The sequence below is a fragment of the Saccharopolyspora sp. NPDC003752 genome (assembly GCF_053605825.1).
Genome location: NZ_JBSGJZ010000008.1, coordinates 22,976 through 35,429, shown reverse-complemented (window position 1 = coordinate 35,429; position 12,454 = coordinate 22,976). Strand labels below are relative to the sequence as shown.

At 69.6% G+C, this 12,454-nt stretch carries 10 protein-coding genes; 3 read left to right on the top strand and 7 right to left on the bottom strand.

What is annotated here, in order from left to right:
• Positions 1-4: 4 nt before the first annotated feature.
• The 3 genes from ACWEV3_RS12680 to ACWEV3_RS12670 all read right to left on the bottom strand — a co-directional run bounded on the left by ACWEV3_RS12680 (position 5) and on the right by ACWEV3_RS12670 (position 4,332).
• On the bottom strand, positions 5-1,351 hold the full coding sequence (locus ACWEV3_RS12680; RefSeq protein WP_452613974.1) for a nucleotide sugar dehydrogenase: 1,347 nt from the start codon (positions 1,349-1,351) through the stop codon (positions 5-7).
• 316 nt (positions 1,352-1,667) lie between these two features.
• Positions 1,668-2,408, bottom strand: a complete 741-nt coding sequence (locus ACWEV3_RS12675) for a polysaccharide deacetylase family protein (RefSeq protein WP_452613973.1) — start codon at positions 2,406-2,408, stop codon at positions 1,668-1,670.
• Positions 2,409-2,646: 238 nt separating this feature from the next.
• The gene (locus ACWEV3_RS12670) at positions 2,647-4,332 is read right to left on the bottom strand and encodes an amidohydrolase (RefSeq protein ID WP_452613972.1); all 1,686 of its coding nucleotides are present in this window, start codon (positions 4,330-4,332) and stop codon (positions 2,647-2,649) included.
• A 311-nt stretch (positions 4,333-4,643) separates the two neighbouring features.
• On the opposite strand from ACWEV3_RS12670, the gene ACWEV3_RS12665 reads away from it, so the two are divergent.
• Together ACWEV3_RS12665 and ACWEV3_RS12660 are read left to right on the top strand one after the other, a co-directional pair.
• Positions 4,644-5,729 carry a hypothetical protein gene (locus ACWEV3_RS12665; protein WP_452613971.1) on the top strand — a complete coding sequence of 362 codons (1,086 nt, stop codon included), beginning with the start codon at positions 4,644-4,646 and terminating at the stop codon, positions 5,727-5,729.
• 206 nt (positions 5,730-5,935) lie between these two features.
• The gene (locus ACWEV3_RS12660; RefSeq protein ID WP_452613970.1) at positions 5,936-6,766 is read left to right on the top strand and encodes an LLM class flavin-dependent oxidoreductase; all 831 of its coding nucleotides are present in this window, start codon (positions 5,936-5,938) and stop codon (positions 6,764-6,766) included.
• A 156-nt stretch (positions 6,767-6,922) separates the two neighbouring features.
• Here the strand turns inward: ACWEV3_RS12660 and ACWEV3_RS12655 are convergent, their stop codons facing one another.
• Entirely contained in the window at positions 6,923-7,498 is a 576-nt protein-coding gene (locus tag ACWEV3_RS12655; protein ID WP_452613969.1) for a CGNR zinc finger domain-containing protein, read from the bottom strand.
• A gap of 82 nt (positions 7,499-7,580) precedes the next feature.
• Here ACWEV3_RS12655 and ACWEV3_RS12650 point away from each other — a divergent pair, with 82 nt between their 5' ends.
• Positions 7,581-8,753, top strand: a complete 1,173-nt coding sequence (locus ACWEV3_RS12650) for an epoxide hydrolase family protein (RefSeq protein WP_452613968.1) — start codon at positions 7,581-7,583, stop codon at positions 8,751-8,753.
• 122 nt (positions 8,754-8,875) lie between these two features.
• Here the strand turns inward: ACWEV3_RS12650 and ACWEV3_RS12645 are convergent, their stop codons facing one another.
• The 3 genes from ACWEV3_RS12645 to ACWEV3_RS12635 form a co-directional block, all read right to left on the bottom strand.
• Positions 8,876-9,265, bottom strand: coding sequence for a hypothetical protein (locus tag ACWEV3_RS12645; RefSeq protein WP_452613967.1), 390 nt, complete (start codon positions 9,263-9,265; stop codon positions 8,876-8,878).
• Between the two features lie 120 nt (positions 9,266-9,385).
• Entirely contained in the window at positions 9,386-10,447 is a 1,062-nt protein-coding gene (locus ACWEV3_RS12640) for a 2-oxoacid:ferredoxin oxidoreductase subunit beta (RefSeq protein WP_452613966.1), read from the bottom strand.
• Complete coding sequence (locus ACWEV3_RS12635) at positions 10,444-12,321, bottom strand: 2-oxoacid:acceptor oxidoreductase subunit alpha (protein WP_452613965.1); 1,878 nt, start codon at positions 12,319-12,321, stop codon at positions 10,444-10,446. Before ACWEV3_RS12635 ends, ACWEV3_RS12640 begins: the two co-directional genes overlap by 4 nt.
• Between the last annotated feature and the right edge of the window lie 133 nt (positions 12,322-12,454).

Below are 12,454 nucleotides of genomic sequence, written 5' to 3'. Positions count from 1 at the left end.
CTCCTCACAGCACGCGCCGGTGCGGCACGGCGTCGAACTGGTAAGTCGCGTCGAGCACCTGCGGGCACTCCCGCGCCCAGCCGTAGTCGACGCCGGGGTGCACGGTGTGCAGCACCGCGACGTCCCAGTCGCGGCCGCGCGGCGCCGGCTCGCTGGTCATCCGGGTGCCGTCCGGCAGGGTGATCTCCGGCAGCAGCGGGTCGAAGTAGTGCACGTCGATCCCGATCCGCCGCAGCCCGGCGAGGATCGGCAGCGCGGGCGACTCCCGCAGGTCCCGCACGCCCGCCTTGTAGCTGACCCCGGCGACCAGCACCCGGGCGCCCGCGTGGTCGAGGCCCGCCTCGGCGAGCAGCTCCACCACCCGCTGCACCACCTGGCCCGGCCGCCGGTCGATCGACCGCATCGCCTGCTCGATGACCGGCGCCGAAAGCCCCTGCTGCCCCAGTTGCCACAGCAGGTAGTGCGGGTCGCACGGGATGCAGTGCCCGCCGACGCCCGGGCCCGGGAAGCTGCCCAGGAACCCGTACGGCTTGGTGCCGGCGGCGATGGTCACCTCGATCGGGTCCAGGCCCAGCACCGCGCACGCGTCGGCCATCTCGTTGGCCAGCGCCAGGTTCACGGCGCGGAAGATGTTCTCGTAGAGCTTGGTCAGCTCGGCGGCCTCCGGCGAGCTCACCAGGTACACCGAATCGGTCATCCGCCGGACGACAGCGGCGGCCCGCTCGGCGCACTCCGCCGTGGCCCCGCCGACGACGCGCGGCGTTTCCCGCTGCACGTGGTCGAAGTTGCCGGGATCGATGCGCTCCGGGCTGAACGCCACGTGCACGTCGGTGCCCACCCGCAGGCCCCGCTGCGCCAGCGGCTCGACCAGCAGCTGCCGGGTGGTGCCGGCGAACGTCGTCGAGGTCAGGATGATCACCTGGCCGCGGCGCGCGAAGGACACCACGGTCTCGCACGCCGCCCGCAAGGCGGCCAGGTCCGGCTTGTGCGCGGCGTCCACCGGCGTCGGCACGCACACGATCACGGCGTCCGCGTCGGCGAGCACCGACGGATCGCAGGACAGCTCCAGCCTGCCCGCGGCCAGCGACGCCGACAGCGCGCGCCGCTCCGGCTCGGGCAGGTCCACCTCGCCGGTCTTGATGGCCCGCAGCCGGTCCTCGCTGATGTCGAAGCCGGTGACCTGCGCGGTCGGTGATTGCAGGGCGCACGCGGTGGGCAAGCCGACGTAGCCCAGCCCGACGACGACCACCGACTCGGCGCGTTCGGGCCGCCGCGGCTCGAACGCGATCAGCCGGTCCGCCAACAGGCGTTCGCGGCCGTTGACCGCCAAGGCGAGCGGATGTTCAGTCACGGTTCCTCCCCCAGTTCGCCGTGCTGCTCGGAAGAACCCTCGCATCCGATTACCGACGGGTTCTCCCACAGCGGGGGGAGCGCGCTTACCGAATCCGGACGAGCCCGCGCGATCTTTCCCGGCGAAACCCCTTTCGCCCCAACGAAATTGGCACGATCGGGGAGCGTCACCCGTTCGCGGGGTGGAGTCAACGGCCTGATCGCTGTGCTAGACGGGACGAACGGGCCGTTCGCCTCGCCCGCTCGGCCCGGGCCAGGCACAGGCGGTCGCACCTCGGCAGCGGAGGTCGCGCCAGGAGAAGGAAATCCGGTGGGGGTCAGCGGTTGGCCGTCAGCGCGTGGCGCAGGCGCTTGGCCAGCAGCCGCAGCCCGCCGTCCCGGTCACCCACGTAGGTGCGCGGCAGGGCGTGCCGGCCGGAGATCGGGGAACGCCAGATGGCGCAGGCGTAGTCGTAACCGGCCGCCTCGACCGTGTTCCGCACCCGCAGGTCGACGTCGCCGTACGGGTAGCAGAACCCGCCGACGTCCTGGCCGGTGAGGTCGCGCAGCCGCTCCCGGCTCTCGGCGATCTCGACGAGCAGCTCGTCATCGTCCAATTCGGACATCTGCTGGTGCAGCATCCCGTGCGACCCGACCTCCAGGCCGGCCGCCACGATCCCGCGGACCTCCTCCGCGGTCACCAGCCGCTTGCGCGGTCCCTCGGCGTCCCAGGCGTTGTGCCCGCCGAGCCGCCCGGCGAGCACGAAGACGGTCGCGGTGCAGCCGTACTTCTCCAGCGACGGCCGCACATTGTGGACGAAGTCGGCGTAGCCGTCGTCGAAGGTCAGCCCGACCAGGCCGCCGGCGTCCCCCTCCTGGCGCGCCTGCATCAGCTCGCGCATCGACACCCCGCGCAGCCCGTTGCGGCGCAGCCAGCGCAACTGCCGGTCGAAGCGCTGCGGATCGACCGTCACCAGGTACGGGTCGCGGGAGTAGGTGGCCACCGAGTGGTACATCAGGACGTACGGGTACGGGCGCTCGGTCTCGCTCCGGGCCCACCTGGTAACGGTCTGCGTCATGGCGTCGCCGCTTTCCTCGGCAGCAGTTCCTGCCAACGTAAGGACGCCGTACCCCATCCGGATCCGTCCGCTGCGGTAAGCCCGCTACCTCACCCGTACGATCCTCACCCGAAGGGCCCGCGATTTCGCGAGAAATTCACCGCCACCCGAGTGAACACCGATTTCTCGCGAAATCACGCACACCCGCGTCCGGCGACGACGGAGCGTCACCACCTCCGTCACCCGGGAGAACGGCGCCTCACAGCGATCCGTACTCACCGACGCGGCGGCCCGCGACCCAGGTCTGCAGCGTCCCGGTCTGCCAGCGGGCCCGGCCGGGCGGCGGCTCCAGCGGCTCCTGGTCGAGGATGACGAAGTCCGCCCACTTGCCCGGCTCCAGGCTGCCGAGCACCCGCTCCTGGTGCGCGGCGAACGCGGCGTCGAGGGTGAACGAGCGCAGCGCCTCGTGCGGGCTCATCGCCTGGTCCGGGTACCACCCGCCGACCGGCTGCCCGTCCCGGTCCGTGCGGGTCACCGCGGCGTGCAGGCCGTCGAAGGGATTCTCCGACGACACCGGGAAGTCCGAGCCGGAGGCGATGGTGATGCCCTGGTCGAGCATGGTCCGCCACGCGTACGCGCCCGCGATGCGGCGGTGCCCGACCCGCTTCTCGGCCATGTTCATGTCGTCGGTCGCGTGCACCGGTTGCATCGACGCGATGATGCCGTGCGCGCGCAGCCGCGGGATGTCCTCCACCGCGAGGACCTGCGCGTGCTCGATGCGGTGCCGCATGCCGCTCGCGGACTCCGCCGCGGCGGCCTCGTAGGCGTCGAGCACCATCCGGTTCCCGGCGTCGCCGATGGCGTGCGTGGCGACCTGGAAGCCCTCCCGCATGACCTGCGAGACCCGCTTCCGCAGCTCGACGGCGTCCAGCTGCGGCAGCCCCGAGTTGCCCGGATCGTCCTCGTAGGGCTGCAGCATCGCGGCGCCGTGGCTGCCGAGAGCGCCGTCGATGTAGAGCTTCACGGTGCGAACCCGGAGCATGTCGCCCGCCACCGAGTCGGTGCGGGCCTTCGCGCCGAGCTCGCGGAACGCGTCGTAGGTCAGGAACGAGTTGGTGCGGATGGTCAGCTCGCCGGAGCCCGCGAGCTGGTGCAGCACCGCGAGTTCGGCGGCGCTGGTGCCCGCGTCGCTGACCGAGGTGAGCCCGACCTCGTTGAGCTTGCGCTGCGCGGCGAGGAAGTTCTGCTTGAGGTCGTCGACCGTCGGCTTCGGCAGGTGCTGCTCGACGAGGTCCTGCGCCGCGTCGACGAACGCACCGGTCGGCGCGCCGTCCGCGCCGCGCACGATCTCGCCGCCCGGGGGCGTCGGGGTGTCGCGGGCGACGCCGACCTGCCGCAGCGCGGCCGAGTTCGCCACCCCGGCGTGCCCGTCGACCCGGACCAGCCACACCGGCCGGTCGGGCACCACCGCGTCCAGGTCGGCGGCCGAGGGCAGCCGTCCGAGCCCCCAGATCACGTCGTTCCAGCCGCGCCCGAGGATCCACTGGCGCTCCGGGTGCTGCGCGGCGAAGGTCTTGAGCGCCTGCATCGCCTCCTGCAGGGACTTCGTCCCGGCGAGGTTGAGCTTCGAGACGTTGGCGCCGAGCTGCCCGAAGTGCCCGTGCGCGTCGTGCAGCCCGGGGATCAGCACCCGGCCCCGCCCGTCGATGCGCTCCGCGCCGCCGGCGCTGCCGACGTCGAGCCCGCCGACGCGGCCGTCCGCCTCGACCAGCAGGCTGCCGAACTCGCGCGGCCCGTCGGCGGTCAGCGTGAAGCCGCGCACGTTGTCGATCAGCTTCCGCCCGCCCGGCTGCCCGGCTCCGGTGTCGCCGCTCGCGCAACCGGCGGAGAACGCCGCGCCCGCGGTGGCCAGCCCGACCAGCTTCAGGAACTGCGCCCGGGACATCCGAGGTTGTGGGGAAGGACGACAGCACTCCTGACACATCGCCGACCTCCGGTGGTCGCGCTCGGTTGATCATCTGCCAGGCAACGTAATTCGAAGTCCTTGATCGGTCAATCAACTGCCAGAGGGTAATGCGACCCGATCCGCACACCTCCTTGCGCTGAGCCAAAGCCCGGGTGCGCCTCGGAGATCACCGCCCTTGCGACCAATGCCGACCGGGACTGGAGCATTCGGCGCAACTTCCGCCGAGGGGTCAACCCCTTCCCGGTTCCGGCGGGTAACCGGCGTGAGTTCTTTCTCCGAGGAGGCATTGGGTGAAGCATCTGGCAATCGCCGGGGCGGTGAGCGCCACCGCGCTGCTGCTCGGGCAGTCCGCGTCGGCCGCGGGGACCTGGGCGGAGGAGCCGATTCCGCCGCAGCAGTACCAGTCGTCCCTGCACACCGCCGCCGGCGGTGATGGCGTCACGTGGTCCTTCGGCATCGACTTCGACGGGCAGGAGTTCCGCACGCAGGCCTTCCGCCGCGGTCAGCAGGGGTGGGAGCAGGTGCCGGCACCCAACATCGGCCGGGTGAACACCGCCGCCGTGGTGAATCGTGACGACGTGTGGTCGGTCGGCGACGGCAGGTCGATGCACTGGGACGGCAAGCAGTGGCAGGAAGTGCCGCTCACGTCCCCACCGAACACCTACACCCAGTACCACGGGACGAAGGTGTTCGGCGCCGCCGACGTGTGGGCCGCCGGATCGGCGACCGAGGCGAACCAAGCCTGGCGGCGGGGCTCGATCCAGCACTGGGACGGCAAGGCGTGGAACGAGGTTCCACTGCAGCTCGATCTCGGGGACTGGTGGAAGGTGTCGACGATCGACGGCAGTTCGCCGAACGACCTGTGGGCGGTGGGCAGCAAGCACGTCACGGTCGACGGCAAGGGCAAGGTGGTCGGGCTGATCCTGCATTGGGACGGCGAGCAGTGGCGGGAACAGCCGCAGGTCGACGTGCCGGACTGGAGCGTGAGCCTGGAGGACGCGCTCGTGCTGGCGCCCGACGACGTGTGGGCGGTCGGCTTCCGGGACCAGGGCACCATCGCCCGGCGCCCGGTCGCGCTGCATTGGGACGGCGAGCAGTGGTCGCCCGGGCAAGTGCCGGATGAACTGGGTGAGATCGACGACGTCGTCGCCGGCGAAGGCGCGCTCTGGGCCGTCGGGTACGACTCGAACAGCCCGTACGTGCTGCGGTATGACGGCCAGAACTGGCAGAACGTGCCGGACCCGGTCCCGCCGCAAGGCAGGTGGGTGGTCACCTTCAGCGGGGTCGTGCTGGACGGCGGAAAGCTGCTCGCCGTCGGTGCGGCGAACGCCGGCCAGGACGACGCGAAGCCCTACGCCGCGGTCTACGCCGGCTGAGTCCCGTGCGCGAAGCGCCATCCGAGTTCCGGGTGGCGCTTTCGCACGCATGGCGGAAAACCAGGTGCGCGCCGGGCGACCGCCGCGATAGGGTGACGGCACTCTGATCAGGTTCCCCAGGAGTGCGCCGCAGAACGGGAACCCGCTTGCGCGAAACGAGGGGGCGGCACAGGTGTTCACCCTGCCCTTTTCTGGAGGCGCAAGTCATGAAGATCGGCCTAGGCCTGCCCATCGCCGACCCCACCGCCCTGCTGACGTGGGCTCAACGGGCGGATGACGGCCCGTTCAGCACGCTCGGCCTGCTGGACCGCTTGGTGTACGACAACCCCGAACCCCTGGTGACCCTCGCGACGCTCGCCGGCGCGACGCGGCGCATCCGGGTCCAGACCGAGGTCCTGCTCGCCCCGCTGCGCCACGCCCCGCTGCTGGCCAAGCAGAGCGCGACGCTGGCCCAGCTGAGCGGAAACCGCTTCACGCTCGGCATCGGCGTCGGCGGCCGCGACGACGACCACGTGGCCGCCGGCACGGACATCAAGCGCCGCGGCCGGATCCTCGACGAGCAGATGCAGCTCATGCACCGGCTCTGGGCCGGCGAACCCCACTCCGACCAGGCGGGCCCGATCGGCCCGGCGGTCCGCCCGGAGGTCGTGTTCGGCGGCTTCGTCCCGGCGGCGATCGACCGGGTCGGCCGCTGGGGTGACGGTTTCCTGGCGGCGGGCCCGCCGGAGTACATGGAAACGACCTTCGGCCTGGCCGAGAAGTCCTGGCAGGCCCACGACCGGCCGGGCAGGCCTCGCCTGATCGGCCAGCTCAACGCGGCGATCGGCCCGGACGCGGTGGCCGACGAAGCGCGGGCGGAAATGACGGAGTACTACGGGAATCCGGGCTTCGCCAACGCCGTGGTCTCCACCACCGCCGACCTGAAGGCCCAGCTGCAACGCCTCGAAGATCTCGGAGCCGACGAGGCGATCCTCTACTGCTGGTCTCCCGACCCGGACCAGGTGGACCGCCTGGCCGACGTCGTGGCCAGCCGCTGAACCAGGAGACCGCACCCGTGAGTGCTTTGGGGTGCTGCAGAACCCCAAAACACTCACGGGCCTGGGCGGATGGCTCTCAGTGGTGCCGTCGGGTGCACCCAACGCGACAGATGTGTCGCAGGCGTGGGGCCCACTTGGATGTACCCGAGGTAACGATCAGTCCGCTGATCTGGCGTTTTTGCGCTGGTTGGCATTGAAGCGCGCTTTCTTCTGACGATTCCCGCACGTGTTCATGTCACACCATTTGCGAGTGCGACTTTGGCTGGTGTCGAAGAAGGCGGCTTGGCAGGTTGGTGATGCGCACAAGGCCATTCTTCCGTCTCGTTCGCCTGCGATGATGCTGATCGCGTCGGCGGCGATCACGCTGAGGGCATCTTCCACGCAGGAAACCGAGCTGAGCCGCCATTGACGATTGCCCTCGGGCGTCAGGACAGCCGCGGCCCGACCCTGAATGCTGCAGTCATTGATGACTTGGACAGCAGACGCGGGGAGAGCGTCCTGGATCGCGGTCGCTGTCGCGGCGGCGTGGATCGACTCCCTCAGTTCCCGAGCGAGTTCGAGCTGGGCGGCGGTGCAGGAGTCCACGGCGAGGCCGTTCACCGCCAGCCAGTCGACGAGTCGCTGCGGCGTGGGAATGCGCTCCACAGCGTCGCCACGACGCTCCGTCAGAGTCGCCGTGAAGCTGGTCGCTAGCACGTTACCGAGGCGAAAGTCGGGGAACCCAGCACGCATGGAACCACCTTAGCTGGTTGCACGCTGACATGACGACATGCTAGAACCGTCTTAGCCGGTTCCGCGATGGCCAGGAGGTCTCATGTCCCGTCCAACCAGCGACGTGCAAGCATTTGAAGCCCACGCAACTGACGCCGAGCTCGACGATCTGCGCGCGCGATTGGCCGCGGCGCGGCTACCGGAGGCCGAGACCGTCTATCGCGCCGCGCCCGACCCTCGCCGATGGGAACAGGGCGTCCCCCTCGCCGACCTCGTCGAGGTCGTGAACTACTGGCGCACCGGGTACAACTGGCGGGCGTTCGAAGAGCGCCTCAACCGCATCGGCCAGTTCCGCACGACCATTGATGATCTGGGAATCCACTTCCTGCACCGCCGATCCTCGCGCGCAGATGCCACTCCTCTGATCCTGACGCACGGCTGGCCGGGCAGCATTGCCGAGTTCATCGATGTAGTGGACGAGCTGGCAGATCCGGAAGATGCAGACGCGCCGGCGTTCCACGTCGTGGTTCCATCGCTCCCAGGCTTTGGCTACAGCGACAAGCCGGCCACCACCGGGTGGGGAACCGAAAAGATCGCGGCCGCATGGGTGGAACTGATGGGAAGGCTCGGCTACAGCAAGTTCGCAGCCCACGGCGGCGACTGGGGAGGCAATATCACCACGGTTCTCGGCGGCAGGTTCCCGGCACACGTTCTCGGCATCCACACAACGTTCGCGGAGGGACCGCCCGGGTTGACAACGGACGGACTGACGGCGGTCGAGCGCAAGTGGACCGAGGAAACCCGCGATTTCTGGCGCCACCGCGCGGCGTACGCGAAGCAGCAGGCGACCCGACCGCAGACCATCGGCTACTCGCTCGTCGACTCACCGGTCGGGCTTCTCGCCTGGATCCTTGACAAGTTCGCCGAGTGGTCAGACACCGAAGATAGCCCGTTCGACACGATTTCCAGAGACCGCGTTCTTGACGACGTCACCCTGTATTGGCTGACGCGGACCGGCGCATCGTCGGCCCGCATCTACTACGAAAGCCACAACTCGCTCGACCCCGAACTCCGGGTCGACGTCCCGACAGCAATCACTATGTATCCCCGCGACATCGAGAAGTATCCGCGTCCCTGGGCACAGGAGCGGTACCGGCAGATCGTCCGATGGAGGTCGCCCGAAATGGGGGGACATTTCCCGTCGCTGGAGGTTCCCGAGTACTTCGTCAAGGACCTGCAAGAGGGCCTCGCGGCAGTGCTGGCCGCCAATCGGTGAACGCGGCCGGGTGCCGGCACTCGGCACGCCGCGGCCGACCGGAAGTCATGATTTGCGCTTCCATTCCGGCAAGCGCGGCCCGCGCAGGAGTTGTTAGTGCCCGAAGGCTGTGTGCTTGACGTTCACCACGGACACTCCTGCGGAGGGCCGCCGTTCTCCGTGTAGACGCAGCTCGACTCCTTCTCGCGGTGGAAGTTGTCGTAAGCTTTCCAGGCACTCCAGGCCAGGAAGCCGAAGGCCACGATGAACACGATGCCGTAGAGAATGGCGCACCCCCCGACCACCGGCTTGTTCTCGGCGTCCCTCTTCGCCTTCTCCTGCGCGTCCCACTCTTCCTGCATCTTCTTCATGTAGCGCGCGCGGAACGCCGCCTCTTCAGGACTTCTCGAGGGGTTCAAGTGCACGTCGCCGTGGACGAAGCCGAACTGCCCCACAGGACCGTTGAAATTCCCGCCCGAGATCGTGTTGTCGATATCAGGCTCAACGGCATCGGGGTTGCGGCCTTCTCCCATTCGGGAAGGCTATCGCAGCAGCCCGGACGAGATCTCGCCTTCCGACAACCGGCCACTGCCCGGGCATCCGCAGTCTCACGACGGCGGATGCCCGGGCAGTGCGAACGATGCCCCGGCCGGTCAGATCGTCCAGGTGTCGTTGCCCGTCAGGAGCTTTTGGAGGTCCGCAGGCTTCGCCTGCTGGGCTTCCGCCACCTGGGCACGGGCCAGGTCGTCGTAGGTCGGGCGCTGGACCGCCCGGAAGATGCCCGTCACCGCCGGGTTCAGGTCCTGGCCGCCGAGGCGGGACAGGGCGAAGGCGTAGGACGGGTCCTCCCGGTTCGCGTCGTGGACCACGACCTCGGCTTCGTCCACTTCGGACAGCTTCGAGACGCGGAAGCCGTCGCGGTCCTGGACCACCCCGAAGCGCTCGTCCTCCGGGCCGAACACGATCGGCTCGCCGTGCTTGAGCGGGACGATCCGGCGCTGCTTCTCGTCGTTGTCCTTCAGCACGTCGAACGCGCCGTCGTTGAAGATCGGGCAGTTCTGGTAGATCTCCACCAGCGCGCTGCCCCGGTGCTCCGCCGCCGCCTTCAGCGTCTCCGTCACGCTCGCGCGATCCGAGTCGATCACGCGCGCCACGAACGACGCCTCCGCGCCCAGGGCCAGCGACACCGGGTTGAACGGGTGGTCCAGCGAGCCGACCGGGGTCGACTTGGTGACCTTGCCGACCTCGCTGGTCGGCGAGTACTGGCCCTTGGTCAGCCCGTAGATCCGGTTGTTGAACAGCAGGATCTTGAGGTTCACGTTGCGGCGCAGGGCGTGGATCAGGTGGTTGCCGCCGATGGACAGCGCGTCGCCGTCACCGGTCACCACCCACACCGACAGGTCCGGCCGGCTGGTGGCCAGGCCGGTGGCGATCGCCGGGGCGCGGCCGTGGATGGAGTGCATCCCGTAGGTGTTCATGTAGTACGGGAACCGGGACGAGCACCCGATGCCCGAGATGAACACGATGTTCTCCCGCTTGAGCCCCAGCGACGGCAGGAAGCTCTGCACCGCGTTGAGCACGACGTAGTCGCCGCACCCCGGGCACCAGCGGACCTCCTGGTCGGACTTGAAGTCCTTGGCCTTCTGCGGTTCGTCAGCGGTCGGCACGCCGGCCAACCCGCCGAGGACCGGGATTCCCAGATCGGTCGTGGTCACGCGGGCACCCCCTGCACAACATCGGTGAGCACGTTCTGCAGCTCCTCGGCCCGGAACGGGAGTCCGGCGACCTTCGTGTAGGACTGCACGTCAATCAGGTAGCGGGCGCGCAGCAGCATCGCCAGCTGGCCGAGGTTCATCTCCGGGACGATCACCTTGTCGTAACCGCGCAGCACCTCGCCGAGGTTGCCCGGCATCGGGTTGAGGTGGCGCAGGTGGGCCTGGGCGATCGACATGCCCTGGGCGCGCACCCGGCGGCAGGCGGCGCCGATCGGCCCGAACGACGAGCCCCAGCCGAGCACCAGCACGCGGGCGTCGCCGTCGGGGTCGTCGACGGCGAGGTCCGGGACCCGCACGCCGTCGATCTTGGCCTGGCGCAGCCGGACCATCTTGTCGTGGTTGTCCGGGTCGTAGGAGATGTTGCCCTTGCCGTCGGCCTTCTCCAGGCCGCCGACGCGGTGCTCCAGCCCCGGCGTGCCCGGCACCGCCCAGTCGCGGGCCAGGGTCTCCGGATCGCGCACGTAGGGCCAGAACTCGCCGGATCCGTCCGGCGCGTTGGGTTCGGTGGCGAACTCGACGCCCAGGTCGGGCAGCTGGTCGACCTGCGGGATCAGCCACGGCTCGGAGCCGTTGGCGATCGCGCCGTCGGACAGCAGCAGCACCGGGGTCCGGTAGGCCAGCGCGATCCGCGCGGCTTCCAGCGCGGCGTCGAAGCAGTCCGCGGGCGAGCGCGGGGCGATCACCGGCACCGGCGATTCGCCATTGCGGCCGTAGAGCGCCTGCAGCAGGTCCGCCTGCTCGGTCTTGGTCGGCAGCCCGGTGGACGGCCCGCCGCGCTGGACGTCGCACACCAGCAACGGCAGTTCCAGCGTCACGGCCAGGCCGATCGTCTCGGACTTCAGCGCCAGCCCCGGCCCGGACGTGGTGGTCACGCCCAGCGCGCCGCCGAAGGAGGCGCCCAGCGCGGCGCCGACACCGGCGATCTCGTCCTCCGCCTGGAAGGTCGTGACGCCGAAGTTCTTGTGCTTGGCCAGTTCGTGCAGCACGTCCGAGGCCGGCGTGATCGGGTAGGTGCCCAGGAACACCGGCAGGCCGCTGCGCTGCCCGGCGGCGACGATGCCGTAGGCGAGCGCGGTGTTGCCGGTGATCTGCCGGTAGGTCCCCGCCGGCAGCTTGGCGGGCGCGACCTCGTAGGTGACCGCGAACGCCTCGGTGGTCTCGCCGTAGTTCCAGCCCGCCCGGAAGGCCAGGATGTTGGCCTCGGCGATCTGCGGCTTCTTCGCGAACTTCTCCCGCAGGAACCGCTCGGTACCCTCGGTGGGCCGGTGGTACATCCACGACAGCAAGCCGAGGGCGAACATGTTCTTGCAGCGCTCGGCGTCCTTCTTGCCCAGTCCGGTGCCCTCGAGCGCGCCCTGCGTCAGGGTGGCCATCGCGACCTGGTGCACCGCGTAGTGCTCCAGTTCGCCGGTCTCCAGCGGGTTGGCGTCGTAGCCGACCTTCGTGAGGTTGCGCTTGCTGAACTCGTCGGTGTTGACGATGAGGATGCCGCCGTGCGGCAGGTCGCCGATGTTGGCCTTCAGCGCCGCCGGGTTCATCGCCACCAGCACGTCCGGGCGGTCGCCGGGGGTGAGGATGTCGTAGTCGGCGAAGTGCAGCTGGAAGCTGGAGACGCCGGGCAGGGTGCCGGCGGGAGCCCGGATCTCGGCCGGGAAGTTCGGCAGCGTCGCCAGGTCGTTCCCGAAGGCCGCCGCCTCCGAGGTGAACCGGTCGCCGGTCAGCTGCATCCCGTCGCCGGAGTCACCCGCGAACCGGATCACGACCCGGTTCAGCTTCCGGGTTCCGTTGGACCGGTGCCCGTTCGTCGTACTCAATTGACCCGTTCCCCTTCACCTGCAGGCAACGCTCATCCTGTGGCGAACGATACAGCCCCGGTTTTTATTCCGATCACAACCGGGCCCCACGCCCTCACGGTCCGCACGCGCCCGCACACGATCCCCCCGACCA